Raw genomic sequence first — 25,443 nt, 5'->3', positions numbered from 1 at the left:
GCTGACGTGTTTCGCGGAGCTAACGCTATCAGTCTCGATGCAAAGGGCCGTCTCGCAATGCCGAGCCGGTACCGTGACGAGCTGGTTTCGCGTAGTTCCGGCCAATTAATCGTCACCATCGATGCCGTTGATCCGTGTTTGTGTGTTTATCCCCTCGATGAGTGGGAAATTATCGAAACCAAACTGCGCGCACTGCCTTCTCTTCGCGAAGAGAACCGCCGCCTGCAACGTTTACTGATTGGTAATGCCGTCGACCTCGAGCTCGATGGCAGTGGTCGTTTTCTGGTTCCGCCGCGTCTTCGCGAATATGCCAAGTTGGATAAGCGCGCAATGTTGGTAGGCCAACTGAACAAGTTCCAATTGTGGGACGAGGATGCCTGGAATGCGGTTTCTGCCGCTGACCTGGCTGCTATTCAACAACCGGGCGCCATGCCTGATGAACTGCGTGATTTAATCCTGTGACTATTGATAGCGGCTTTAACCACATCACCGTACTGCTTGACGAAGCCGTCGAGGCTCTCGCCGTACGTCCTGATGGCTGCTATCTGGACGGTACGTTCGGACGTGGCGGACACAGTCGGTTGATCCTCAGCCAGCTCGGGCCTGATGGCCGGTTGCTCGGATTCGACAAAGATCCTCAAGCGATTGCCACCGGGCAAACGCTAGCGGCCGAAGACGGCCGCTTTGTCGTTGTGCAGCGCAGCTTTGCCGAGCTCGGTTCGGAAGTCGCCGAACGCGGTCTGGCCGGCAAGGTCAGCGGTGTTCTGCTCGACCTCGGCGTGTCTTCGCCGCAGCTCGACGACCCGGAGCGCGGTTTCAGTTTCCTCAACGACGGTCCGTTGGACATGCGCATGGACCCGTCCCGCGGGATCAGCGCCGCCGAGTTCGTCAACACCGCGCCGGTGGAAGAAATCGCCCGGGTGTTCAAGCAATACGGCGAAGAGCGTTTCTCCGGTCGCATGGCGCGTGCCGTGGCCGAGCGTCGCGACATCAAGCCATTCGAGCGCACTGGCGATCTGGCTGAAGTGCTGAAAGTCGCCAACCCGGCATGGGAAAAGGGCAAGAACCCGGCCACCCGTGCATTCCAGGGCCTGCGTATTCACGTCAACAACGAACTGGGCGATCTGGAAACCGGCCTCGAAGCTGCGCTGGAATGCCTGGAAGTGGGCGGCCGTCTGGTCGTCATCAGCTTCCACTCGCTGGAAGACCGCATCGTCAAACTGTTCATGCGCAAACTGGTAAAAGGCGAAGCCGACAACCTGCCGCGCAACCTGCCGGTCCGTCACGTCGCTTTCGAACCGAAAATCAAAATCCATGGCAAAGCGCAGTCCGCCTCCGAGGCCGAACTCAAAGCCAACCCACGTTCCCGTAGCGCCATCATGCGTGTCGCGGAGAAGCTGCGGTGAGCAAGCTTTTCGCCAAGCCACTTCCCGGCGGAAGCTTTTTCATGCTGCTGTTGTTTGTCGGCGTGCTTGTGTCGGCCATCGGTGTGTCCTATAGCGCGCACTGGAACCGTCAGTTGTTGAATTCGCTGTACGGCGAATTGAGCGTGCGTGACAAGGCGCAGGCGGAGTGGGGCCGGTTGATTCTCGAGCAGAGCACCTGGACCGCCCATAGCCGAATCGAAGTCCTGGCCACCGAGCAACTGAAGATGCGCATTCCCGGCGCCGCTGAAGTGCAGATGGTGGCGCCATGATGAAACTCGAAGGCGCGCTCTTCCCATGGCGGTTCCGTCTGGTGCTGGGTTTGCTCGGCATCATGGTGGCGGCGATTGCCTGGCGCATCATCGATTTGCAAGTGGTCGACCGTGCCTTCCTTAAAGGTCAGGGCGATGCGCGCAGTGTTCGTCATATTCCAATTCCGGCTCACCGTGGTCTGATCACCGACCGTAACGGCGAGCCGTTGGCCGTGAGTACCCCGGTCACCACCCTGTGGGCCAATGCCAAGGAAATGCAAACGGCCAAAGAGAAGTGGCCGGCACTGGCGGCTGCCCTGGGGCAGGACCCGAAAGCCCTGGCCGAACGTCTCGAAGCCCAGGCCAACAAAGAATTCATTTATCTGGTGCGCGGGCTGACCCCCGAGCAAGGCCAGGCTGTGCTCGATCTGAAAGTGCCGGGCGTTTACGGCATCGAAGAGTTCCGGCGTTTCTATCCGGCCGGCGAAGTCACCGCCCACATGGTCGGCTTTACCGACATCGATGACCACGGACGCGAAGGCGTCGAGTTGGCCTACGACGAATGGCTGGCCGGCGTCCCCGGCAAGCGACAAGTGATCAAGGACCGGCGCGGCCGGCTGATCAAAGATGTCCAGGTCACCAAAAACGCCAAGGCCGGCAAGCCCTTGGCGTTGTCCATTGACCTGCGTCTGCAATACCTGGCCAACCGTGAACTGCGCAACGCGATCATCGAGAACGGCGCCAAGGCTGGCAGCCTGGTGATCATGGACGTGAAGACCGGCGAGATCCTCGCCATGGTCAACCAGCCGACCTACAACCCGAACAACCGTCGCAACCTGCAGCCGGCGATGATGCGTAACCGCGCGATGATCGACGTGTTCGAGCCGGGTTCCACCATGAAAGCGATTTCCATGAGCGCCGCGATTGAAACCGGGCGCTGGAAGCCGACCGATACCGTCGAGGTTTATCCAGGCACCTTGCAGATTGGCAAGTACACCATCAAGGACGTATCCAAGAGTGAAGGCCCGGTGCTCGATCTGACCGGTATCCTGATCAATTCCAGTAACGTCGGCATGAGTAAGGTCGCATTCGATATCGGCGGCGAAACGATTTTCCGCCTGGCGCAGAAAGTCGGCCTCGGTCAGGACACCGGTCTCGGTTTCCCGGGCGAGCGCGTCGGCAACCTGCCGAACTACCGCGAATGGCGCAAGGCTGAAACCGCGACGCTGTCCTACGGCTACGGTATTTCCGTGACTGCGATCCAGTTGGTCCACGCCTTCTCGGCCCTGGCCAACAATGGTCGTCTCGCGCCGCTGACCCTGATCAAAACCGACAAGGCACCGCAAACCACGCAGGTGTTGCCTGAAGCCGTCGCGAAAACCATGCAAACCATGCTGCAACAAGTGATCGAAGCCCCGCGCGGTGTATTCCGTGCGCAGGTGCCGGCGTATCACGTGGGCGGCAAGTCGGGTACCGCGCGTAAAACGTCGGTCGGCACCAAAGGCTACGCCGAGAATTCCTACCGCTCGCTGTTCGCCGGCTTCGGCCCGATGAGCGATCCACGTTACGCAATCGTGGTGGTGATCGATGAACCGACCAAGGCCGGTTACTTCGGTGGTCTGGTATCGGCGCCGGTGTTCAGCAAAGTGATGTCCGGGACCTTGCGCCTGATGAACATCACCCCGGATAACCTGCCTGCCACTCAACAAGCGAACGCCGCACCGGTCGTTCCGCTGAAAGCTAATGGAGGGCGCGGCTGATGTCGCTGAGCCTGAACAAGATTTTCGCCCACGCCGGCCGTGATCTGTTGATCCGCGAGTTGGCGCTGGACAGCCGTAAAGTACGAGCAGGCGATCTGTTTCTCGCGGTTCCGGGTGGCAAGTTCGATGGGCGTGCGCACATCGCCGACGCCTTGCAACGCGGCGCTGCTGCCGTGGCTTATGAAGTCGAAGGCGCGACTGTGCTGCCGATTACCGATGTGCCGTTGATTCCGGTCAAAGGCCTGGCGGCGCAGCTGTCGGACATCGCCGGGCGCTTTTATGGCGACCCGAGCCGTCATTTGAATCTGATCGGCGTGACTGGCACCAACGGTAAAACCAGCGTGACCCAATTGGTCGCCCAGGCGCTTGACCTGCTCGGTCAACACTGCGGCATCGTCGGCACTCTGGGCTCCGGTTTCTACGGCGCGCTGGAAAGCGGTCTGCACACCACGCCGAACCCGATTGCGGTGCAAGCGACCCTCGCCGACTTGAAAAAGGCCGGCGCCAAAGCCGTGGCCATGGAAGTCTCTTCCCACGGCCTGGATCAGGGCCGCGTGACTGCGTTGGCGTTCGATGTGGCGGTGATGACCAACCTGTCGCGCGATCATCTGGATTACCACGGCACCATGCAGGCCTATGGCGAAACCAAGGCCAAGTTGTTTGCCTGGAATGATCTGAAGTGCCGGGTCGTCAATCTGGATGACGATTTCGGTCGGCAGCTGGCTGCCAATAAAGGCGAGTCGCGACTGATCACTTACAGCCTGGAAGATTCCAGCGCCTACCTGTATTGCCGCGAAGCGCAGTTCGACGACGAAGGTGTGCGCGCCACATTGGTCACGCCACAAGGCGAGCACCATTTGCGCAGCACCTTGCTCGGTCGTTTCAACCTGAGCAATGTGTTGGCCGCGGTCGGCGCCTTGCTCGGGCTGGAATACGCGCTGGACGAAATCCTCAAAGTGCTGCCGAAACTCGAAGGCCCGGCCGGTCGCATGCAGCGCCTGGGCGGCGGTACTCAGCCATTGGTGGTGGTCGATTACGCCCACACTCCGGATGCGCTGGAAAAAGTCTTGATGGCCCTGCGTCCTCATGCCAAAGGCCGGTTGCTGTGCCTGTTCGGTTGCGGCGGTGATCGCGATCGCGGCAAGCGTCCGCTGATGGCGGAAGTGGTCGAGCGTCTGGCCGATGGCGTACTGGTCACCGATGACAACCCGCGCACCGAAGACCCGATTGTGATTTTCGACGACATCCGCGCCGGTTTCACCGCTGTGGATAAAGTTGCCTTCGTCGCCGGCCGTGGCCAGGCGATTGCCCAATTGATCGGCAGTGCTTCGGCGGATGACGTGATTGTCCTGGCCGGTAAAGGTCATGAGGACTATCAGGAAATCAACGGCGAGCGCCACGCTTTCTCCGATCTGGTCGAGGCCGATCACGCCCTGACCGCGTGGGAGGTGGCCCATGCTTAAAGCCTTGAAACTGAGCGAACTGACCAGCGCATTGAATGGTCGTCTGCTTGCCAGCGACGCCAGCTTCGACGGCGTTAGCATCGACAGCCGCGCGATCGCGCCCGGCCAACTGTTTATTGCTTTGGCCGGCCCGCGTTTCGATGGCCATGACTACCTCAATGACGTCGCCGCCAAAGGCGCCGTGGGTGCCCTGGTCGAGCGCGAAGTTGCCGGCAGCGCGCTGCCGCAACTGCTGGTCAAGGACACCCGCCAGGCCCTCGGCCAATTGGGCGCGATGAACCGTGCGGCGTTCACTCAACCGGTTGTGGCCATCACCGGTTCCAGCGGCAAGACCACGGTCAAGGAAATGCTCGCGAGCATCCTGCGCACACGCGGTCCGGTGTTGGCGACCCGTGGCAATCTGAATAATGATCTCGGTGCTCCGCTGACCTTGCTCGAACTGGCGCCGGAGCACACCGCTGCGGTGATCGAACTTGGCGCTTCGCGCATCGGTGAAATTGCTTACACCGTCGCCATGACCAAGCCCCACGTGGCTGTCATCAACAACGCTGGGACCGCCCACGTCGGTGAGTTCGGCGGGCCGGAAAAAATTGTTGAAGCCAAGGGTGAGATTCTTGAAGGGCTGGATGCCGATGGCGTCGCCGTGCTGAATCTCGACGACAAGGCTTTTGAAATCTGGAAAACCCGAGCCGCCGGTCGCAAAGTGCTGACGTTTGCCCTGAGCAACATCAGCGCCGACTTCTACGCCAGCGATCTGGACCGCGATGCCCGCGGTTGCCCGGCATTCAACCTGCACAGCCCTGAAGGTGTGGAACGGGTTCAGCTGAACCTGCTCGGCACCCATAACGTCGCCAATGCCATGGCTGCCGCCGCTGCAGCCCATGCCTTGGGCGTGTCGCTGTTCGGCATCGCCACCGGTCTTGGCGCCGTGCAACCGGTCAAGGGGCGCACCGTCGCGCAACTGGCAACTAACGGTATGCGCGTGATCGATGACACGTACAACGCAAACCCCACCTCTATGTGCGCCGCCGTTGATATACTCGCCGGCTTTTCCGGCCGCACCGTTCTGGTGCTCGGAGATATTGGCGAGTTGGGCTACTGGGCGGAGCAGGGGCACCGCGATGTGGGCGAGTACGCCCGTGGCAAGGTTTCCGCGCTTTACGCTGTCGGGCCAATGATGGCCCACGCCGTGAACGCTTTCGGCGAGCAGGCCTATCACTTCACCACTCAGGCTGAACTGATCAAGGCCCTGGGCGCCGAGCAAGACACAAACACCACCATTTTGATCAAGGGCTCGCGCAGCGCTGCGATGGAAAACATCGTCGCCGCTTTGTGCGGGACCAGCCTGGAGAAACATTAATGCTGCTGCTGCTAGCGGAGTATCTGCAACAGTTCTACAAAGGCTTCGCGGTCTTTCAGTACCTGACCCTGCGCGGGATTCTCGGTGTGCTGACCGCGTTGGTTTTGTCGCTGTGCTTTGGCCCGTGGATGATCCGCACTTTGCAGAACCGTCAGATCGGTCAATCCGTTCGTAACGACGGTCCACAATCGCACCTGTCCAAATCCGGCACCCCGACCATGGGTGGCGCGCTGATTCTATCGTCCATCGGCGTCAGCACGTTGCTTTGGGCTGACCTGTCCAACCGTTATGTCTGGACCGTTCTGCTGGTGACCTTGTTGTTCGGCGCCATCGGCTGGGTCGACGATTACCGCAAAGTGATCGAGAAGAACTCCCGTGGCTTGCCGAGCCGCTGGAAGTATTTCTGGCAATCGGTGTTCGGCCTGGGGGCGGCGATCTTCCTTTATATGACCGCAGCGACGCCGGTGGAAACCACCCTGATTCTGCCGATGCTCAAGGACCACAGCATTCCGCTGGGCATAGGCTTCGTCGTCCTGACTTACTTCGTGATCGTTGGCTCGAGCAACGCGGTCAACCTGACCGATGGCCTCGACGGTCTGGCGATCATGCCTACCGTGATGGTCGGCGGCGGCTTGGGGATCTTCTGCTACCTGTCGGGTAACGTGAAATTCGCTGAATACCTGCTGATTCCTTACGTACCGGGCGCGGGTGAGTTGATCGTGTTCTGCGGCGCCTTGATCGGCGCGGGCTTGGGGTTCCTCTGGTTCAACACCTATCCGGCCCAAGTGTTCATGGGCGACGTCGGCGCACTGGCGCTGGGCGCGGCCCTGGGCACCATCGCGGTGATCGTCCGTCAGGAAATCGTCCTGTTCATCATGGGCGGCGTGTTCGTGATGGAGACCCTGTCGGTCGTCATTCAGGTTGCCTCCTTTAAACTGACCGGTCGCCGTGTGTTCCGCATGGCACCGATACACCACCACTTTGAACTCAAGGGCTGGCCCGAGCCGCGTGTGATCGTCCGTTTCTGGATCATCACCGTGATTCTGGTACTGGTCGGTCTTGCCACCCTGAAGCTGAGGTAGAACGAGTGTCTCTGATCGCTTCTGACCACTTCCGTATCGTTGTCGGCCTCGGCAAGAGCGGCATGTCCCTGGTTCGCTTCCTGGCGAACCGGGGCGTGTCGTTTGCTGTCGCCGATACGCGGGAAAATCCACCGGAACTGGCCACGCTCAAGCGTGACTATCCGCACGTGGAAGTGCGTTGTGGCGAGCTGGACGTCGAGTTCCTGTGCCGTGCCGACGAGCTCTACGTGAGCCCGGGCCTGGCGCTGGCGACCCCGGCCCTGCAGGCCGCCGCCGCCCGTGGCGTGAAGTTGTCCGGCGACATCGAGCTGTTCGCGCGTAACGCGAAGGCGCCGATTGTCGCTATCAGCGGTTCCAACGCAAAAAGCACCGTTACCACGCTGGTCGGTGAGATGGCCGCAGCGGCCGGCAAACGTGTTGCTGTCGGCGGCAACCTCGGCACGCCGGCGCTGGATTTGCTCAGCGACGACGTCGAGCTGTACGTGATGGAGTTGTCGAGCTTCCAGCTCGAAACCACCGATCAACTCAACGCCGAAGTGGCGACCGTGCTCAACATCAGCGAAGACCACATGGACCGCTACAGCGGTCTGCCGGCCTATCACCTGGCCAAGCACCGGATCTTCCGGGGCGCCAGGCAGTTTGTGGTTAATCGTCAAGACGCCCTGAGCCGTCCGCTGATGGGCGAAGGTCAGCCGTGCTGGACCTTCGGTTTGAGCAAACCCGATTTCAAGGCATTTGGTATCCGGGAAGAGGATGGCGAGAAATACCTGGCCTTCGAATTCCAGAACCTGATGCCGGTGCGCGAGTTGAAGATTCGTGGCGCGCATAACCAGTCCAACGCCCTGGCGGCCTTGGCGCTGGGCCACGCCGTGGGGCTGCCGTTCGACGCCATGCTCTCGAGCCTGCGCACCTTCGCCGGCCTCGAGCATCGCTGCCAATGGGTTCGCGACCTGAACGGCGTGAGCTACTACAACGATTCCAAAGCCACCAACGTCGGCGCTGCACTGGCGGCCATCGAAGGCCTGGGTGCAGACATTGACGGCAAACTCGTGCTGATCGCCGGTGGCGATGGCAAGGGGGCCGAGTTCAAGGACCTGCGTGATCCGGTCGCGGCCAACTGCCGTGCCGTGGTGCTGATGGGCCGGGATTGCGAGCTGATCGCCCAGGCCATCGGCGATGGCGTACAACTGATTCGCGTCAATTCGCTGGACGAAGCCGTCGCGCAATGCCGCGCCATCGCCGAACCGGGCGACGCGGTGCTGCTGTCGCCGGCCTGCGCCAGTTTCGACATGTTCAAGAACTACGAAGATCGCGGTCACCAGTTTGTCCGCGCCGTGGAGGGCTTGGCATGAGCCTCCTGAATATCATCAAGCCGTACCCGTCGCCGATCATCACCGGGCGCGGCATCGACCTCGATTTCCCGATGCTCGCCGGTTGCCTGGCGCTGCTGGGGCTTGGGCTGGTGATGATTGCATCGGCATCCACCGAAGTGGCGGCGGTGCAGTCGGGCAGTGCCCTGTATTACATGATTCGCCACCTGATCTACGTGGTGCTGGGCCTTGCTGCCTGCATCGTCAGCATGATGATTCCGATCGCTACCTGGCAACGCCTGGGCTGGCTGATGCTGATTGGTGCCTTCGGTTTGCTGGTAATGGTGATCATCCCCGGGATCGGGCGTGAAGTGAACGGTTCGATGCGCTGGATCGGCTTCAGTTTCTTCAACGTTCAACCTTCCGAGATCGCCAAGGTATTCGTGGTGATCTACCTCGCCGGTTATCTGGTGCGTCGCCAGAAAGAAGTGCGCGAAAGCTGGATGGGCTTCTTCAAGCCGTTCATCGTTCTGTTGCCGATGGCGGGCCTGTTGCTGATGGAACCGGACTTCGGTGCCACCGTCGTGATGATGGGAGCTGCTGCGGCGATGCTGTTCCTCGGCGGCGTCGGGTTGTTCCGTTTTTCCTTGATGGTTGTCCTGGCTGTCGGTGCGGTGGTGTTGTTGATTCAAATGCAGCCGTATCGAATGGCGCGTCTGACCAACTTTGCAGACCCGTGGGCCGACCAGTTCGGTGCTGGCTATCAGTTGTCTCAAGCCTTGATCGCTTTCGGTCGCGGCGAATGGCTGGGCGTTGGCCTGGGCAACAGCGTGCAGAAACAGTTCTACCTGCCGGAAGCCCACACTGACTTCGTGTTCTCGGTCCTGGCCGAAGAACTGGGTGCGGTGGGTTCGTTGTGCACATTGGCGCTGTTCGTCTTTGTCTGTATTCGTGGCATGTACATCGGTTATTGGGCTGAGAAGGCCAAACAGTTTTTCGCCGCCTATATCGCGTACGGCTTGTCGTTCCTGTGGATTGGTCAGTTCCTGATCAACATCGGGGTGAACGTCGGCCTGCTGCCAACCAAAGGTCTGACCCTGCCATTCCTCAGTTATGGCGGCAGTTCGTTGGTGATCTGCTGTGCCTGTCTTGGTTTGTTGCTGCGCATCGAGTGGGAGAGTCGAACCCACTTGGGCAGTGAAGAGATGGAGTTCCATGAGAGCGACTTCGCCGAGGAGCCGAACCATGGGCGCTAACGTATTGATCATGGCGGGCGGCACCGGGGGCCACGTGTTCCCGGCACTGGCCTGTGCCCGCGAATTCCAGGCCCGCGGTTACACCGTGCACTGGCTTGGGACGCCGCGCGGGATCGAAAACGATCTGGTACCCGCGGCCGGTCTTGAATTGCATCGGATCCACGCCAGCGGTTTGCGCGGCAAGGGCAAATTGTCCCTGCTCAAGGCACCGTTCATGTTGCTCAAGTCGATCTGGCAGGCGCGGGCGATCATTCGTCAGCTGCGGCCAGTCTGTGTGGTCGGCTTCGGGGGTTATGTGACCGGCCCCGGCGGCGTTGCAGCCAGGCTGGCCGGCGTGCCGGTGATCGTTCATGAGCAGAACGCCGTGGCCGGTACCGCCAATCGGTTGCTGGTGCCGTTGGCCGCCCGAGTCTGTGAAGCGTTCCCCGACACCTTTACCCTGTCGAACAGCCGTCGCACCACCGGTAACCCGGTGCGTACCGAGCTGTTCCTCGAGACACCGCGACCTGCTCTGGCCGGTCGCAAGGCGCGTTTGCTGATCCTGGGCGGAAGCCTGGGCGCAGAGCCGTTGAACAAGTTGCTGCCTGAAGCCCTGTCGCAAGTCGCTCCCGACCTGCGCCCGGACGTGTTTCATCAGGCCGGTAAAAACCATGATGAAGTGACTGCAGAGCGCTATCGCGCGGCTGGCGTCGAGGCGCAAGTGCAGCCTTTCATCAAAGACATGGCCCAAGCCTATGGCTGGGCCGACCTGGTGGTGTGCCGCGCAGGCGCGCTGACCATCAGTGAACTGGCGGCTGCCGGTCTACCTTCGATGCTGGTGCCTTTGCCCCACGCGATCGACGATCACCAGACCCGCAACGCTGATTATTTGGCCCGTGAAGGCGCTGCCTTCCTGATGCCGCAAAGAACGACTGGCGCAGCGGACCTTGCCGCTCGCCTGACAGAGGTCTTGATGCAACCGCAACGACTCAACGACATGGCCACCGCGGCTCGCCGCCTGGCCAAACCCGATGCCACTCGTAACGTGGTCGATACCTGCCTGGAGGTGGCCCATGGTTGAACACAAGAAAGCCATGCCGCACCCGGAAATGCGCCGCATCCGTCGCATCCACTTCGTCGGTATCGGCGGCGTGGGCATGTGCGGCATCGCCGAAGTGTTGCTGAACCTGGGCTATGAAGTGTCCGGTTCCGACCTGAAAGCATCGCCGGTGACCGAGCGCCTGGAATCCTTCGGTGCCCACATCTATATCGGTCACCGTGCCGAGAACGCCGCGAACGCCGATGTGCTGGTCACCTCCAGCGCCGTGAACACTTCCAATCCGGAAGTCGCCACTGCCCTGGAGCGCCGGATTCCGGTGGTGCCGCGTGCCGAGATGCTGGCTGAGCTGATGCGCTACCGTCACGGCATCGCCGTCGCCGGTACCCACGGCAAAACCACCACCACCAGCCTGATCGCTTCAGTGTTCGCCGCCGGTGGCCTGGACCCGACATTTGTTATCGGTGGTCGTCTGAATGCCGCCGGCACCAATGCCCAGCTCGGCACCAGTCGTTACCTGATCGCCGAAGCCGACGAAAGCGATGCCAGCTTCCTGCACTTGCAGCCGCTGGTGGCCGTGGTCACCAACATCGACGCCGACCACATGGCGACCTACGACGGTGACTTCAACAAGCTGAAGAAAACCTTCGTCGAGTTCCTGCACAACCTGCCGTTCTACGGTTTGGCGGTGGTGTGCCTGGACGATCCGGTGGTGCGTGAAATCCTCCCGCAGGTGAAACGCCCGACGGTCACTTACGGCTTCGGCGAAGACGCCGACGTGCGCGCGATCAATGTGCGTCAGCAGGGCATGCAGACCTTCTTCACTGTTCTGCGCCCTGACCGCGAGCCACTGGATGTTTCGGTAAATATGCCGGGCAACCACAACGTGCTGAACGCGCTGGCGACCATTTGCATCGCCACCGACGAAGACGTCAGCGATGAAGCCATCGTCCAGGGCCTGTCCGGGTTCCAGGGGGTCGGCCGGCGCTTCCAGGTGTACGGCGAACTGCCGGTTGAAGGCGGCAATGTGATGCTGGTGGATGACTACGGTCACCACCCGACCGAAGTCGCGGCCGTGATCAAAGCCGTGCGCGGTGGCTGGCCGGAGCGCCGTCTGGTGATGGTTTACCAGCCGCACCGTTACAGCCGCACCCGCGACCTGTACGACGATTTCGTCAATGTGCTGGCCGACGCCAACGTGCTGCTGCTGATGGAAGTCTACCCGGCCGGCGAAGAGCCGATTCCGGGCGCTGACAGCCGCAAGCTGTGCAACAGCATTCGCCAGCGCGGTCAGCTCGACCCGATCTACATCGAGCGCGGCATCGACCTCGCGCCAATCGTCAAGCCGCTGCTGCGTGCCGGTGACATTCTGCTGTGCCAGGGCGCCGGTGATATCGGCGGTCTCGCACCGAAACTATTGAACAGTCCGTTGTTCGCTGGCGCGGTTGCCGCGCCAAGCGTGGGGAAGTTGAAATGACTGCTGCTTACGCCAACCTCGTCTCCACTCTCGCGCCGAAAGACTTCGGCCGTGTCGCCGTGCTGTTCGGCGGCAAGAGTGCCGAGCGTGAAGTCTCCCTGAAATCGGGTAACGCGGTGCTCGAAGCATTGCAAAGCGCCGGCGTGGACGCCTTCGGTCTTGATGTGGGCGATGACCTGCTGCAGCGTCTGCTGAACGAAAAAATCGATCGCGCTTTCATCATCCTCCATGGTCGTGGTGGTGAAGACGGCAGCATGCAGGGCCTGCTCGAATGCCTGGGCATTCCGTACACCGGCAGCGGCATTCTGGCCTCGGCACTGGCCATGGACAAACTGCGCACCAAGCAGGTCTGGCACAGCCTCGGTATTCCGACGCCACGCCACGCGGTACTGAGCTCTGAGGCGGATTGTATTTCGGCAGCCACGGAACTGGGCTTCCCTTTGATCGTCAAACCGGCCCATGAAGGTTCCAGTATCGGGATGGCCAAAGTGACCTCCGCGTCTGAATTGATCGACGCGTGGAAAGCGGCCAGTACCTACGACTCGCAAGTGTTGGTCGAGCAATGGATTCAAGGTCCGGAGTTCACCATCGCCACCCTGCGTGACCAGGTGTTGCCTCCAATCGCCCTGGGCACAACTCACAGCTTCTACGACTACGACGCCAAGTACGTGGCTTCCGATACCCAGTACCGGATTCCGTGTGGCCTGGACAGCAACAAAGAAAAAGAACTCATGGACCTCACGGCCAAAGCCTGTGAGGCGCTGGGTATCGCCGGTTGGGGCAGGGCAGACGTGATGCAGGACGCCGATGGGCAGTTCTGGTTCCTGGAAGTCAATACCGCACCGGGCATGACCGATCACAGTCTGGTGCCAATGGCGGCCCGTGCCGCCGGCCTGGATTTCCAGCAACTGGTTCTGGCCATTCTGGCCGCCAGTGTTGAAGAAGCTAGAGGTTAAGACGATGCAAGGCGCACAGCTTAGACATCAGCCTTCCGCACCCGGCCGCAAGCCGGTGCCGCGGGGTGCCAGCCGAATGGTGGCCAAAGAGCCGATGTCCGCGCGCCTGCCGAAAGCCAACTTTGGTTTTCTGAAAAGTCTGTTCTGGCCCGTGCTGCTGGTCGCGCTGGGGTTCGGCACTTATGAAGGCGCACAGCGTTTGCTGCCGTACGCCGACCGGCCGATCAGCAAGATCGCGGTGCAGGGCGACTTGAGTTACATCAGCCAGCAAGCGGTGCAGCAGCGGATTGCCCCCTACGTGGCGTCGAGCTTCTTCACCATCGACCTGGCGGGCATGCGCACCGAGCTTGAACAGATGCCATGGATTGCCCACGCCGAAGTGCGCAGGGTATGGCCGGATCAAGTAGTGATTCGCCTGGAAGAACAACTGCCGGTGGCCCGTTGGGGCGATGAGTCGCTGCTGAACAACCAGGGACAGGCGTTCACCCCGCGGGAGCTGGCGAATTACGAACACTTGCCACAGCTGTTCGGTCCGCAGCGGGCTCAGCAGCAAGTGATGCAGCAATACCAGGTGCTGAGCCAGATGCTCAGGCCATTGGGCTTCTCGATTGCACGCCTGGAATTGCGTGAACGAGGCAGTTGGTTCCTGACCACCGGCGCCGGCAGCGCGGGCCCGGGGATCGAACTGCTGCTGGGACGCGGCAAGCTGGTGGAAAGGATGCGCCGCTTCATTGCCATCTATGACAAGACGCTCAAAGAGCAGATTACGAACATTGCGCGCATCGATCTGCGCTATGCCAACGGCCTCGCTGTTGGCTGGCGGGAACCTGCAGCGCCCACGACAGCCCAACCCGCTGTCGCGAAGAATTAAGAAGAGGCAGGACCCATGGCAAACGTGCAAAGCGGCAAAATGATCGTCGGTCTCGATATCGGCACCTCCAAGGTGGTGGCGCTGGTAGGCGAGGTCTCGGACGACGGCACGCTCGAAATCGTCGGGATCGGTACTCATCCGTCCCGCGGCCTGAAAAAAGGCGTAGTGGTGAACATCGAGTCCACCGTCCAGTCGATCCAGCGCGCGATCGAAGAAGCGCAGCTGATGGCCGGTTGCCGGATCCACTCGGCGTTCGTCGGCGTGGCCGGCAATCACATCCGCAGCCTGAACTCCCACGGCATCGTGGCGATTCGTGATCGCGAAGTCAGTTCCGCCGACCTTGAGCGCGTCCTCGACGCTGCCCAGGCCGTGGCGATCCCGGCTGACCAGCGCGTGCTGCACACCCTGCCGCAGGATTACGTGATCGATAACCAGGAAGGCGTTCGCGAACCGCTGGGCATGTCCGGTGTGCGTCTGGAAGCCAAGGTTCACGTGGTCACTTGCGCCGTCAACGCCGCACAGAACATTGAAAAATGCGTGCGCCGTTGCGGCCTGGAAATCGACGACATCATCCTCGAGCAGCTGGCCTCGGCCTACTCGGTCCTGACCGACGACGAGAAAGAGCTGGGCGTGTGCCTGGTGGACATCGGCGGCGGCACCACCGACATCGCGATCTTCACCGAAGGTGCGATCCGTCACACCGCGGTGATCCCGATTGCGGGCGATCAGGTGACCAACGACATCGCCATGGCGCTGCGCACCCCGACCCAGTACGCCGAAGAAATCAAGATTCGCTACGCCTGCGCCCTGGCCAAACTGGCCGGTGCCGGTGAAACCATCAAGGTGCCGAGCGTCGGCGACCGTCCACCGCGCGAGCTATCCCGTCAGGCCCTGGCCGAAGTGGTCGAGCCGCGTTACGACGAGCTGTTCACCCTGATCCAGGCCGAACTGCGTCGCAGTGGCTACGAAGACCTGATCCCGGCCGGCATCGTGCTGACCGGCGGTACGTCGAAGATGGAAGGCGCGGTGGAACTTGCCGAAGAGATCTTCCACATGCCGGTTCGCCTGGGCGTGCCGCATGGCGTCAAGGGCCTGGACGACGTGGTCCGCAACCCGATTTATTCCACCGGCGTTGGCCTGTTGATGTACGGCCTGCAGAAGCAGTCCGACGGGATTTCGTTCTCGGGCATCGGCAGCCGCGACAGCTACAGCAATGACGAACCGAAAGTCGCCTTGCTCGATCGCTTCAAGAGCTGGGTACAAGGCAATTTCTAAAGCTTTACCGCAACACCGCTTCAAACAGCAGTAGGCGAAAAAACTAGAGAATGTAAGGAGAGGGAAAATGTTCGAACTCGTAGACAACATCCCCGCAAGCCCGGTAATTAAAGTTATCGGTGTTGGCGGTGGCGGCGGCAACGCTGTCAATCACATGGTCAAGAGCAACATTGAAGGCGTTGAATTCATCTGCGCCAACACTGATGCCCAAGCGCTGAAAAGCATCGGCGCGCGGACCATCCTGCAACTGGGTACCGGCGTGACCAAAGGTCTGGGCGCTGGCGCCAACCCTGAAGTAGGTCGTCAGGCCGCTCTCGAAGACCGTGAGCGCATTGCCGAAGTCCTGCAGGGCACCAATATGGTGTTCATCACTACCGGCATGGGCGGTGGTACCGGTACCGGTGCTGCGCCAATCATTGCCGAAGTGGCCAAGGAAATGGGGATCCTCACCGTTGCGGTGGTGACCCGTCCGTTCCCGTTCGAAGGTCGCAAGCGTATGCAGATCGCCGACGAAGGTATTCGTCTGCTGTCTGAAAGTGTCGACTCGTTGATCACCATTCCCAACGAGAAGCTGCTGACCATCCTCGGTAAAGACGCCAGCCTGCTGTCGGCTTTCGCCAAGGCCGACGATGTACTGGCCGGTGCCGTTCGCGGTATCTCCGACATCATCAAGCGTCCGGGCATGATCAACGTCGACTTTGCCGACGTGCGTACCGTGATGAGTGAAATGGGCATGGCGATGATGGGCACTGGCTGCGCCAGCGGTCCGAACCGTGCACGTGAGGCCACCGAAGCGGCCATTCGCAACCCGTTGCTCGAAGACGTGAACCTGCAAGGCGCACGCGGCATCCTGGTGAACATCACCGCCGGTCCTGACCTGTCCCTGGGTGAGTACTCCGACGTGGGTAGCATCATCGAAGCCTTCGCTTCCGAGCACGCGATGGTCAAGGTCGGTACCGTTATCGATCCAGACATGCGCGACGAGCTGCACGTGACTGTTGTTGCCACTGGTTTAGGCGCTAAAATCGAGAAGCCTGTGAAGGTCATCGACAATACCGTTCACACCTCGATGGCCTCCCAGCCACAACAACAAGCCCCTGTTCGTCAAGAACAGCCTGCGGTGAACTACCGTGACCTGGACCGTCCGACCGTCATGCGCAACCAGGCTCAGGCCGGTGCTGCGACTGCCGCGAAGATGAATCCGCAAGATGACCTGGACTACCTGGACATCCCGGCTTTCCTGCGTCGTCAGGCCGATTGATGAAATGTATCAGGGGTATTAGGGTGATTGGTGTTCAGCAAAGGTCTGGTCTGCTATCATCGCCAGCCTTTGTTGATACCAGTTCGCAATTTGCGCTGAAGCGGCCCATGCCATGATAAAACAACGCACCCTGAAGAATATTATCCGTGCCACAGGTGTCGGCCTGCACTCCGGGGAGAAGGTCTATCTGACCCTCAAGCCAGCGCCCGTCGACACCGGCATTGTGTTTTGTCGTGCTGACCTCGACCCTGTGGTGCAGATTCCTGCCCGCGCGGAAAACGTTGGCGAAACCACTATGTCGACCACGCTTGTTAACGGTGACGTCAAGGTGGACACGGTGGAGCACCTGCTCTCGGCCATGGCTGGCCTGGGCATCGATAACGCCTACGTCGAGCTCTCCGCGTCCGAAGTCCCGATCATGGATGGTAGCGCTGGACCCTTCGTATTCCTGATTCAATCGGCCGGCCTGGAAGAACAGGACGCCGCCAAGAAGTTCATCCGGATCCTGCGGGAAGTGACAGTGGAAGACGGCGACAAGCGCGCCACTTTCGTCCCTTTCGAAGGTTTCAAAGTGAGCTTCGAGATCGATTTCGATCACCCGGTTTTCCGTGACCGCACACAAAGTGCAAGCGTGGATTTTTCCAGCACTTCGTTCGTAAAAGAAGTCAGCCGCGCCCGTACCTTTGGTTTCATGAGTGATATCGAGTACCTGCGCAAGCACAACCTCGCACTCGGCGGCAGCGTTGAAAACGCTATTGTGGTCGACGCGGATGGTGTACTGAACGAAGACGGCCTTCGCTATGAAGACGAATTCGTGAAGCACAAGATCCTCGATGCAATTGGTGACCTCTACCTGCTGGGCAATAGCCTGATTGGTGAGTTCAAGGGCTTCAAGTCCGGACATGCATTGAACAACCAGCTGCTGCGCAAGTTGATTGAGCAGACAGATGCTTGGGAAGTCGTGACTTTCGAAGACGCCAGCACTGCACCGATCTCTTACATGCGTCCTGTTGCGGCCGTGTAAGCAAAAAACCTCTCTAGTTTTTAAAGGCTACCTTCGGGTGGCCTTTTTTTATTCCCATTTTAAGATCAAAAGATCGCAGCCTTCGGCAGCGCCCACAGGCGCGTAGGAGCTGCCGAAGGCTGCGATCTTTTGATCTTCGCTTTTAATCCGCGCAAACCATCCGATTGCGCCCACTTTCCTTGGCCTGATACAGCGCCTTGTCCGCCGCAAACAGCAACTGCTCCAGACTGATGTCGGTTGCCGTCGTCCAGGTGCTGATACCGATACTGACAGTTATCGGCGACGCATCGCTCCCCACCAATGGCAACTGCTCCACTGCCGCACGGATATTGTCGGCAATCTGTTGCGCACCGGCGCTGTCGGTTTCAGCCAGGATCACCGAAAACTCCTCGCCACCGTAACGGGCGACCAGGTCCGCCGGCCGTCGAACATGGGTGCTGATCACTTTGGCCACCAAGCGCAAGGCATCGTCGCCGCCCTGGTGGCCATGGCGATCGTTGAACGCCTTGAAGTGATCGACATCAATCATCAACAACGACAGTGGCAGACCGGAACGTTGGGCGCGAAACCATTCATGGCGCAGGGCCTGATCCAGGGTTCGGCGGTTAGCCAGCCCGGTCAAGGAGTCGGTAGCGGCCAGTTGTGCCAGTTCCTGTTCGGCACCGTGGCGCCGACGCAATTCTCGGCGGAGCAACCAGGTCAGCCATAGCAGGCTCACGCAGAGGGCCATGGTTGCAGAGCTGACCACCACTGCGGTTCGCTTCCAGGCCGCAAAGACTTCATCACTGGACAATGCGACGACAACGATCAACGGCAAATTTCCGACCTTGGAGAAGGTATATAAGCGCTTGTCACGGTATCGATCGGACATGCTGGTGAAGCTGCCGTTGCCTTCTTTGACGATGCGCTGGAAATTGGGGCGGTGACTGAAGTTCTTGCCGATCAGCTCTTCGGCCAGGCGTGGTTGCTGAGCCAGAAGCGTCCCGTCCTTGCTGATCAGATTGACCGTGCTGTCACGACCGATGCTCAAGCTGTTGAACAACTGATCGAAGTAACTCAACCGCATGGCGGCTTCGGCCACGCCCAGGAACTCACCCTGGGAACCGTTTACCCGCCGGCTGAAACTGATACGCCAATCCTGTTCGGGTGACCTGGCTCTGAAGGGGGGACTGATGAACATGCCCGGGTCCGGGTTATTCACGTGAGACTGAAAGTATTCGCGATCGGCATAGTTGCCCTGCCTGGGCGCAACCGAGGCCGAGTCGGCGATCACGTCGCCCTTGTTGTCGAGCAACAAAATGTTGCCCTTGTACGGCGCGGCAGTAGCGCGGTCGAAATAGGCCAGATGGCGAATGGCTGGAGAAACGCTCTTGAGGTCTTCTCGCTGGGAGGCTGCGATCAAACCCAGCAGGGACACATCATAGAGTTCGACATTGCGTAGCACGTCGGCATCGATCAATTGCACGATATTGTTGGCGGCGCGAGCGGCGGACAATTCGGCATGGGCGCGTTCGCGGATCAGCAGGAACGCCACGATGCTCAGTATCGCAATCACCAACAGCACACTGCCGAGAACCAGAAGCCGCTCCGATCGTGTCGAACGGACCGGATGTTGAGATTTCGCACGGCTCACACTCATGGTTCTGACTTCTGCAAATAAGGCGTTATGAAAGTTCCTTTACAAGAATCGGGCAGAGTCCCAGAAACCGGAGCGCCTATATAGATGCCGGATAAAGAAAAGGCCAGCAAAACATGCTGGCCTTTTGCTAATGAAAGCTTAGAAGACATTCGGCGGGTAGTCGATAATTCCCCGGTATGGGTGGTTTGGCTTTTTTGTGGCGAGGGAGCTTGTACCAATGCCTGCCTGTCTGTTAAGCCGCGGAACCTGTGGGAGCGGGCTTGCTCGCGAAGACGGCGGCACAGTCAATATTGATGTTGCCTGACATACCGCTTTCGCGAGCAAGCCCGCTCCCACAGGGTTCTGTGTGATCAGACCGGGAGATGGATGCCGAAGGTGTTCATCCCATGATCACTGCGCACAAACACATCCCCGCCATGCATCAGGGCAATCGCCTTGACGATTGCCAGCCTCAGACCATGGTTGTTGCCGCTGTTGCTGCGCGACGCATCGACCCGGTAGATGCGCTCGAACAATCGCGGCAAATGCTCATCGGCAATAGCGCGATCGAATTACTGGACACCACGGCTCTCCAGCACATAACCCATGCCACGAATCGTGTGCGGCAGTTTCTCTTCGAACGGCCCGTCGAGTTTGGCCCGCAGGCGCTTGATCGCGACTTCGACCACGTTGGCGTCACTGTCGAAAATTGATGTCCCAGACCATTTCGGCGATGGCGGTTTCGAGAGGATTTCCCCACGTCGCCGCGCCATCGTCTCAGTCTGTGGTCGCCAGCGCCGTTAGCGGTGCTGATGCTGGTGGGAGAGAGTGCCGATGGAATAGCCGCTCAAGCCACAAGTATATGACCGGCGTGGTGAACAGCGTCAGCGCCTGGCTTACCAGCAAACCGCCGACCACCGCGATGCCCAATGGTTGGCGCAGTTCTGCGCCGGTGCCGTAGCCGAGCATCAGCGGCAAGGCGCCGAGCAGGGCGGCGAGGGTGGTCATGATGATCGGCCGGAGCCGCGTCATACACGCCTCATAGATCGCCTCTTCCGGCGGCAAGCCACGGTTGCGCTGGGCGTCCAGCGCAAAGTCGATCATCAGAATGCCGTTCTTCTTGACGATGCCGATCAGCAGCACCAGCCCGATCAGCGCCATGATCGAAAAATCCTGGCCGCAGATCCACAGCATGATCACCGCCCCGAGCCCCGCCGAGGGCAGGGTCGAGATGATGGTCAGCGGGTGCACGAAGCTCTCGTACAGAACGCCAAGAATGATGTACACCGCCACCAGCGCCGCCAGAATCAGCCACGGCTGGCTGGCCAGCGAACTCTGGAACGCCTGGGCCGCGCCCTGGAAATTACCGCTGATGGCGGTCGGCACAATGAAAAAAAGCCCGCTCGACCTGTGACGGTCAGTGGGCTTTGAGTTTTCATTGGCCGTGCGGGCCTCTTCGCGGGCAAGCCTCGCTCCTACAGGGTATGTGTCGGTCGCCATCTCTCTGTAGGAGCGAGGCTTGCCCGCGAAGACTGACTTCAGATCGACAACGATTTAAACCCTGGCACTCACCTCACTGCGATTAACCAATGCTTGCAGCGCACAACTTAAACTCGGCGCTTTGTCGCCAATCAACAGGTGCCACACGCCACCGTCCAATTGACTGACTCCCTGGCAACCAAGCGCTTTCAACTGACCCTCCGACAACGCCGTGCCATCCGCCAGTTGCAAGCGAATCCGGGTCATGGCCACGCAATCCATTTGCAGCACGTTGTCGCCGCCGCCCAGTGCCTTCAGCCATTGCTGGGCTTCTGTGTTCGCCACAGTGGCGGTTTCAGGTACATCGACAACGGCAGCGGGAGAGGCAATAACCGCGCGCCCCAAAGCCGGCATCGCCAACCGGATTTCATCGGCAATGCTGTCGGCCATCGGCCCAACGATGACCTGCAAACTTCCACCTTTACCCGGACGAACAACAGCCATCGCCCCCAACGCTTTCAAGTCCGCATCGGATGCCTTGTTGCGATCAACCATGTCCAGCCGCAACCGCGTCGTGCACGCACCGACCGTGATCAAATTCTGCACACCGCCCAGCGCCTTGATGTAAGCCCCGGCGCGCTCATTCTCGGCGACCACCACTTTGTCGCCGGTCGGCACATCTTCACGCCCCGGCGTCTTCAAGTTGAACCGACGAATACAGAAATCAAACACAACGTAGTAGATCACCGCATAGGCCAGCCCCACCGGAACCACCCGCCAGCCATTGGTGGATTCACCCCAGCCCAGGACCATGTCGATGAAGCCGCCTGAAAACGTAAAACCCAGGTGAATGTTCAGCAGGTTGGTGACGGCCATCGACAACCCCGTCAGCAGCGCGTGAAGCAAAAACAGCATCGGCGCGAGGAACATGAAGGCGAATTCGATCGGTTCGGTGACGCCGGTCAAAAACGAGGTCAGGGCCATGGACAAGAAGATCCCGCCCATGACTTTGCGCCGTTCCGGCAAGGCGTTGCGGTACATCGCCAGGCAGGCGGCGGGCAGGCCGAAGATCATCATCGGGAACATGCCGGTCATGAACTGGCCACCTTTCGGGTCGCCGGCAAAGTAGCGCGACAGGTCGCCCGTCACCAGGGCGCCGGTGGTCGGGTCGGTGAAGTTGCCGAATACGAACCACGCCATGTTGTTGAGGATGTGGTGCAGGCCGGTGACGATCAGCAGGCGGTTGAACACGCCGAAGACGAAAGCACCGAAGCTGCCGCTCTCCATCATTAACGTGCCGAAGCCATTGATGCCGTGCTGGATCGGCGGCCAGATGAACCCAAACACGACGCCCAGGCCGACGGCGGCGAACCCGGTGACGATCGGCACAAAACGCCGACCGCCGAAGAATGCCAGGTACTCCGGCAACTTGATGTCTTTGAAGCGGTTGTACAGCGCGCCGGCCATCAGGCCGCTGACGATCCCGGCGAGCATGCCCATGTTGATGCTCGCATCGAGCACTTTGAGGGTGGAGATCATCACCAGATAGCCAATCACCCCGGCCAGGCCTGCGGTGCCGTTGTTGTCCTTGGCGAACCCGACCGCGATGCCGATGGCGAAGATCAATGCCAGGTTGGCGAAGATCACCTGACCGGCGTCGTGGATGATCGCGATGTTCAGCAGATCGGTGTCGCCGAGGCGCAGCAGCAACCCTGCAATCGGCAGGATTGCGATCGGCAGCATCAGCGCACGACCGAGGCGCTGCAGGCCTTCGATGAAGTATTGGTACATGGCGGATCTCCCTGGCTTTTTGTTGTTCTAGTCGCTGTTGTTCTGTTGTTCTGTTGTCGTCGTCGCTCAGCTCAGAGGCCAGTGCTGGTGACAAGCGTGACGCACCGCGCTGGCGCTGCTCAGCTTGAGCAGGTCTTGGCTGATGCGTCGGCATTCGCCGGCGTCGAGATGGCGGACGCGGTCCTTGATTTCACCGATCTGCACCGGGCTCACCGACAACTCGCTGACCCCCAGGCCAATCAACACGGGCGTGGCCAACGGATCGGAGGCGAGGGCGCCGCAGACGCCGACCCAACGGTTATGCACCGCCGCACCGGCGCAGGTCTGGGCGATCAGCCGCAGCAATGCCGGGTGCAGCGCATCGACCCGCGAGGCAAGGCCGGCGTGGTCGCGGTCCATGGCCAGGGTGTACTGGGACAAATCGTTGGTGCCGATCGACAAGAAGTCCGCGTGTTCGGCCAGTTGCTCGGCCAGCAGCGCGGCGGCCGGGACTTCGATCATCACCCCCAACTCCGGGCGTTGGCTCAGGCCGAGTTCGCCGCACAGCGCATCGAGACGCTGGCGGATGTGCAGCAGTTCATCGACTTCGGTGACCATCGGCAGCAGGATCCTGCAACGTGACAACGGGCTGACCTGCAGCAGCGCGCGCAGTTGCTGATCCAGCAGTTCCGGACGGACCTGAGCCAGGCGAATACCGCGCAAACCGAGCACTGGATTTGCTTCGACGGGGAGCGGTAAATAGTCGAGTTGCTTGTCGCCGCCGACGTCGATGGTGCGGATGATCACCGACTTGTCACCCATGGCATCGAGCACGGCTTGATAGGCGACGCGTTGTTCCTGTTCGTCCGGCGCGGTGTTGCGCTCCACAAACAGAAATTCGGTGCGCAGCAGGCCGACGCCATCGGCGCCATTGGCCAGTGCATCGGCCGCTTCAGCGCTGGAAGCGACATTGGCGGCGACTTCGATGTGCAAACCATCAACTGTCAGTGCCGGGGTGTGAGATTGAGACTGTTGCAGCGCGCGACGTTGCTGATGATCGAGTTGCGCCTGATGCACCTCGGCCAGGCGCGCAGCGTTGGGCGTCAGTTCGAGGCGACCACCGTCGGCATCCAGCACCACCGCTTGACCTTGCTCGTGATCCAGCAGCGTCGACCCCAGCGCAACCATGCACGGCAAGCCTTTTCCGCGAGCGAGAATCGCCACATGGGACGTCGCACCGCCCTCGGCCATGCACAACCCGGCCACACCTTGCAGGCTCAGTTGCAGCAAGTCGGATGGCGTCAGTTCATGGGCCGCGACGATGGCGCCGGCCGGCACGTCGTACTGCCAGGTTTCACCGAGCAGGGCGCGCAGCACGCGCTGTTTGAGATCGCGCAGGTCGTTGGCGCGTTCGGCCAGCAACGGGCTGCCGAGTTGCTGAAGCACCTCGCACTGCACGTCGATGGATTGGCTCCAGGCGTGAGTCGCAGCGGTACCGTGGTCGATGGATTGATAAGCGGCATCAAGCAGCGCCGGGTCTTCGAGCAGCGCCAGGTGTGCGGCGAAGATGGCTTCTTCGTCGGTATTCTTGTGCTTTTTTGCTTGGGCCAGCGTGGCGTCGATGTCGCTGCGCACCCAAATCAGTGCTGTGTCCAGACTTTGCCGTTGTTGCTCGGGATCATGATTACCGGCATCCATCGGCAGGCTGATCGAGTTCAGACGAAACAACGGCCCAGCCACCAGACCGGGAGCTGCGCACACGCCATGCAATACGCCCGCTTCGGCAGGGCGATTGCGTTGGACCCTCGGTGCTGGCGCGGCGGCATGGCTGTCTTCAGCCAGGGCTGTGGATAACGCCGCCAACAGGGCTTGCAGCGCGGCCTCGGCGTCCGGTCCCTGGCAACTGACTTTGATTTCATCCTGCTCACCGACGGCCAGCCCCATCAGGCCGGTCAAACTGTCGCAGGCCGCCGATTTGCCAGCGAAGTGCAGCCAGGATTTGCTCTTGAACTGCTGGGCGGTCTGACGGATCAGCGCGGCAGGCCGGGCGTGCAGGCCGCCGCGATGGGCGACATGAACATGCCGCTGAACCTCGATCCCGTCGACCTCAATGTCGATCTGCACACCGTTGGCCACTTTCGGCACGATGTGCAGCAGCGGATCGCCAACCTTCACCGATTTCAGCGTAATCGGTCGCGCCTGAAAGTCCTGACTGTTGGTCAGGATCATCAGGCTGACCAGGCTTTTGCACTGTTGCGCGACCTGGTCCAGGTCATAACGCAACAGCGGCTGGCCATTGCTGACGCGCGCACCTTCCTTGACCAGCATCGAGAAACCGACGCCCTGCAACTCGACCGTATCGAGGCCCAGGTGCAGCAGCAACTCGGCACCGTTATCGGCGCGCAAGGTGATGGCGTGGCCAGTGCGGGCGACGTGGGTCACGACCGCTTCACAGGGCGAGTACAGGGTGTCGTTCAGCGGATCGATGGCGATCCCGTCGCCCATCGCGCCACTGGCGAACACCGGGTCCGGGACTTTGGCGAGTGTGAGCACCGGGCCGCTGAGCGGGGCGTTGAGGGTCAGCTCTTTATTGTTGTTGTGCATGGCTCGGTCTCATCAGTAAAAACTACGGTTCGGATCAACTCGCCCTGTACGGATTAACGTGTTCCTTGTAGGAGCTGACGAGTGAAACGAGGCTGCGATCTTTTGATCTTGCTCTTTATCGCAGCCTCGTTTCACTCGTCAGCTCCTACAGGGTTACTCACCCGCC

The 25,443-nt window shown here is 60.6% G+C and carries 19 protein-coding genes and 3 pseudogenes; 16 read left to right on the top strand and 6 right to left on the bottom strand.

What is annotated here, in order from left to right; all coding sequences use genetic code 11:
• Nucleotides 1-6 precede the first annotated feature (6 nt).
• The 16 genes from mraZ (at nt 7) to lpxC (ending at nt 17,806) form a co-directional block, all read left to right on the top strand.
• Nucleotides 7-462, top strand: a complete 456-nt coding sequence (mraZ, locus tag ACYZT2_RS23465) for a division/cell wall cluster transcriptional repressor MraZ (RefSeq protein ID WP_003205355.1) — start codon at nt 7-9, stop codon at nt 460-462.
• Nucleotides 459-1,406 carry a 16S rRNA (cytosine(1402)-N(4))-methyltransferase RsmH gene (gene rsmH, locus ACYZT2_RS23460; RefSeq protein WP_370694677.1) on the top strand — a complete coding sequence of 316 codons (948 nt, stop codon included), beginning with the start codon at nt 459-461 and terminating at the stop codon, nt 1,404-1,406. Before mraZ ends, rsmH begins: the two co-directional genes overlap by 4 nt.
• Nucleotides 1,403-1,696 carry a cell division protein FtsL gene (gene ftsL / locus ACYZT2_RS23455; RefSeq protein WP_038981628.1) on the top strand — a complete coding sequence of 98 codons (294 nt, stop codon included), beginning with the start codon at nt 1,403-1,405 and terminating at the stop codon, nt 1,694-1,696. The genes rsmH and ftsL overlap by 4 nt, the downstream gene beginning before the upstream one ends.
• Nucleotides 1,696-3,435, top strand: coding sequence for a peptidoglycan D,D-transpeptidase FtsI family protein (locus ACYZT2_RS23450; RefSeq protein ID WP_461973231.1), 1,740 nt, complete (start codon nt 1,696-1,698; stop codon nt 3,433-3,435). Before ftsL ends, ACYZT2_RS23450 begins: the two co-directional genes overlap by 1 nt.
• Nucleotides 3,435-4,898: a UDP-N-acetylmuramoyl-L-alanyl-D-glutamate--2,6-diaminopimelate ligase gene (locus ACYZT2_RS23445; RefSeq protein ID WP_461967745.1), complete on the top strand. Its 1,464-nt coding sequence runs from the start codon at nt 3,435-3,437 to the stop codon at nt 4,896-4,898. Before ACYZT2_RS23450 ends, ACYZT2_RS23445 begins: the two co-directional genes overlap by 1 nt.
• Nucleotides 4,891-6,258, top strand: coding sequence for a UDP-N-acetylmuramoyl-tripeptide--D-alanyl-D-alanine ligase (locus ACYZT2_RS23440; RefSeq protein ID WP_461967743.1), 1,368 nt, complete (start codon nt 4,891-4,893; stop codon nt 6,256-6,258). The genes ACYZT2_RS23445 and ACYZT2_RS23440 overlap by 8 nt, the downstream gene beginning before the upstream one ends.
• The gene (gene mraY / locus ACYZT2_RS23435; RefSeq protein ID WP_283189080.1) at nt 6,258-7,340 is read left to right on the top strand and encodes a phospho-N-acetylmuramoyl-pentapeptide-transferase; all 1,083 of its coding nucleotides are present in this window, start codon (nt 6,258-6,260) and stop codon (nt 7,338-7,340) included. The genes ACYZT2_RS23440 and mraY overlap by 1 nt, the downstream gene beginning before the upstream one ends.
• A gap of 5 nt (nt 7,341-7,345) precedes the next feature.
• Complete coding sequence (murD, locus tag ACYZT2_RS23430) at nt 7,346-8,692, top strand: UDP-N-acetylmuramoyl-L-alanine--D-glutamate ligase (protein WP_461967741.1); 1,347 nt, start codon at nt 7,346-7,348, stop codon at nt 8,690-8,692.
• Nucleotides 8,689-9,906, top strand: coding sequence for a putative lipid II flippase FtsW (gene ftsW, locus ACYZT2_RS23425; protein ID WP_253552665.1), 1,218 nt, complete (start codon nt 8,689-8,691; stop codon nt 9,904-9,906). Before murD ends, ftsW begins: the two co-directional genes overlap by 4 nt.
• On the top strand, nt 9,896-10,966 hold the full coding sequence (murG, locus tag ACYZT2_RS23420; RefSeq protein WP_461967739.1) for an undecaprenyldiphospho-muramoylpentapeptide beta-N-acetylglucosaminyltransferase: 1,071 nt from the start codon (nt 9,896-9,898) through the stop codon (nt 10,964-10,966). The genes ftsW and murG overlap by 11 nt, the downstream gene beginning before the upstream one ends.
• The gene (murC, locus tag ACYZT2_RS23415) at nt 10,959-12,419 is read left to right on the top strand and encodes a UDP-N-acetylmuramate--L-alanine ligase (protein ID WP_461967737.1); all 1,461 of its coding nucleotides are present in this window, start codon (nt 10,959-10,961) and stop codon (nt 12,417-12,419) included. Before murG ends, murC begins: the two co-directional genes overlap by 8 nt.
• Nucleotides 12,416-13,375, top strand: a complete 960-nt coding sequence (locus ACYZT2_RS23410) for a D-alanine--D-alanine ligase (RefSeq protein ID WP_461967735.1) — start codon at nt 12,416-12,418, stop codon at nt 13,373-13,375. Before murC ends, ACYZT2_RS23410 begins: the two co-directional genes overlap by 4 nt.
• Before the next feature lie 4 nt (nt 13,376-13,379).
• Complete coding sequence (locus ACYZT2_RS23405) at nt 13,380-14,246, top strand: cell division protein FtsQ/DivIB (RefSeq protein WP_461967733.1); 867 nt, start codon at nt 13,380-13,382, stop codon at nt 14,244-14,246.
• Nucleotides 14,247-14,261: 15 nt separating this feature from the next.
• Complete coding sequence (ftsA, locus tag ACYZT2_RS23400) at nt 14,262-15,521, top strand: cell division protein FtsA (protein WP_007904319.1); 1,260 nt, start codon at nt 14,262-14,264, stop codon at nt 15,519-15,521.
• Nucleotides 15,522-15,588: 67 nt separating this feature from the next.
• A complete protein-coding gene (gene ftsZ / locus ACYZT2_RS23395) occupies nt 15,589-16,782 on the top strand; it encodes a cell division protein FtsZ (RefSeq protein ID WP_007904318.1) in 1,194 nt (397 codons plus the stop codon).
• Between the two features lie 112 nt (nt 16,783-16,894).
• Complete coding sequence (gene lpxC / locus ACYZT2_RS23390; protein ID WP_007939852.1) at nt 16,895-17,806, top strand: UDP-3-O-acyl-N-acetylglucosamine deacetylase; 912 nt, start codon at nt 16,895-16,897, stop codon at nt 17,804-17,806.
• Nucleotides 17,807-17,948: 142 nt separating this feature from the next.
• Here the strand turns inward: lpxC and ACYZT2_RS23385 are convergent, their stop codons facing one another.
• From ACYZT2_RS23385 to ptsP, 6 genes and pseudogenes are all read right to left on the bottom strand, one after another.
• On the bottom strand, nt 17,949-19,445 hold the full coding sequence (locus ACYZT2_RS23385) for a sensor domain-containing diguanylate cyclase (protein WP_461967729.1): 1,497 nt from the start codon (nt 19,443-19,445) through the stop codon (nt 17,949-17,951).
• 350 nt (nt 19,446-19,795) lie between these two features.
• Nucleotides 19,796-19,984, bottom strand: a pseudogene (locus ACYZT2_RS23380) (ATP-binding protein); the annotation flags it as partial.
• Between the two features lie 12 nt (nt 19,985-19,996).
• Nucleotides 19,997-20,197, bottom strand: a pseudogene (locus ACYZT2_RS23375) (winged helix-turn-helix domain-containing protein); the annotation flags it as partial.
• Nucleotides 20,198-20,201: 4 nt separating this feature from the next.
• Nucleotides 20,202-20,810, bottom strand: a pseudogene (locus ACYZT2_RS23370) (efflux RND transporter permease subunit); the annotation flags it as partial.
• A gap of 168 nt (nt 20,811-20,978) precedes the next feature.
• Nucleotides 20,979-22,694 (bottom strand): N-acetylglucosamine-specific PTS transporter subunit IIBC, encoded by a 1,716-nt coding sequence (gene nagE / locus ACYZT2_RS23365; protein ID WP_461967727.1) that lies wholly within the window; start codon nt 22,692-22,694, stop codon nt 20,979-20,981.
• Nucleotides 22,695-22,760: 66 nt separating this feature from the next.
• Nucleotides 22,761-25,277 carry a phosphoenolpyruvate--protein phosphotransferase gene (gene ptsP, locus ACYZT2_RS23360; protein ID WP_461967725.1) on the bottom strand — a complete coding sequence of 839 codons (2,517 nt, stop codon included), beginning with the start codon at nt 25,275-25,277 and terminating at the stop codon, nt 22,761-22,763.
• Nucleotides 25,278-25,443: the final 166 nt, after the last annotated feature.

The organism is Pseudomonas sp. MDT1-85 (assembly GCF_054898065.1).
Note: the sequence above shows the minus strand (reverse complement) of the source record. Positions and strands in the feature narration are given on the sequence as shown.

What these genes read in the sequence shown, in the direction of transcription:
- lpxC (WP_007939852.1), top strand. Translation starts at nt 16,895, where the DNA reads ATGATAAAACAACGCACCCTGAAGAATATTATCCGTGCCACAGGTGTC.
- ACYZT2_RS23385 (WP_461967729.1), bottom strand. Translation starts at nt 19,445, where the DNA reads ATGAGTGTGAGCCGTGCGAAATCTCAACATCCGGTCCGTTCGACACGA.
- ACYZT2_RS23405 (WP_461967733.1), top strand. Translation starts at nt 13,380, where the DNA reads ATGCAAGGCGCACAGCTTAGACATCAGCCTTCCGCACCCGGCCGCAAG.
- murC (WP_461967737.1), top strand. Translation starts at nt 10,959, where the DNA reads ATGGTTGAACACAAGAAAGCCATGCCGCACCCGGAAATGCGCCGCATC.
- nagE (WP_461967727.1), bottom strand. Translation starts at nt 22,694, where the DNA reads ATGTACCAATACTTCATCGAAGGCCTGCAGCGCCTCGGTCGTGCGCTG.
- ACYZT2_RS23440 (WP_461967743.1), top strand. Translation starts at nt 4,891, where the DNA reads ATGCTTAAAGCCTTGAAACTGAGCGAACTGACCAGCGCATTGAATGGT.
- mraY (WP_283189080.1), top strand. Translation starts at nt 6,258, where the DNA reads ATGCTGCTGCTGCTAGCGGAGTATCTGCAACAGTTCTACAAAGGCTTC.
- ACYZT2_RS23410 (WP_461967735.1), top strand. Translation starts at nt 12,416, where the DNA reads ATGACTGCTGCTTACGCCAACCTCGTCTCCACTCTCGCGCCGAAAGAC.
- ACYZT2_RS23445 (WP_461967745.1), top strand. Translation starts at nt 3,435, where the DNA reads ATGTCGCTGAGCCTGAACAAGATTTTCGCCCACGCCGGCCGTGATCTG.
- ftsZ (WP_007904318.1), top strand. Translation starts at nt 15,589, where the DNA reads ATGTTCGAACTCGTAGACAACATCCCCGCAAGCCCGGTAATTAAAGTT.
- ptsP (WP_461967725.1), bottom strand. Translation starts at nt 25,277, where the DNA reads ATGCACAACAACAATAAAGAGCTGACCCTCAACGCCCCGCTCAGCGGC.
- murG (WP_461967739.1), top strand. Translation starts at nt 9,896, where the DNA reads ATGGGCGCTAACGTATTGATCATGGCGGGCGGCACCGGGGGCCACGTG.
- ftsW (WP_253552665.1), top strand. Translation starts at nt 8,689, where the DNA reads ATGAGCCTCCTGAATATCATCAAGCCGTACCCGTCGCCGATCATCACC.
- ACYZT2_RS23450 (WP_461973231.1), top strand. Translation starts at nt 1,696, where the DNA reads ATGAAACTCGAAGGCGCGCTCTTCCCATGGCGGTTCCGTCTGGTGCTG.
- ftsA (WP_007904319.1), top strand. Translation starts at nt 14,262, where the DNA reads ATGGCAAACGTGCAAAGCGGCAAAATGATCGTCGGTCTCGATATCGGC.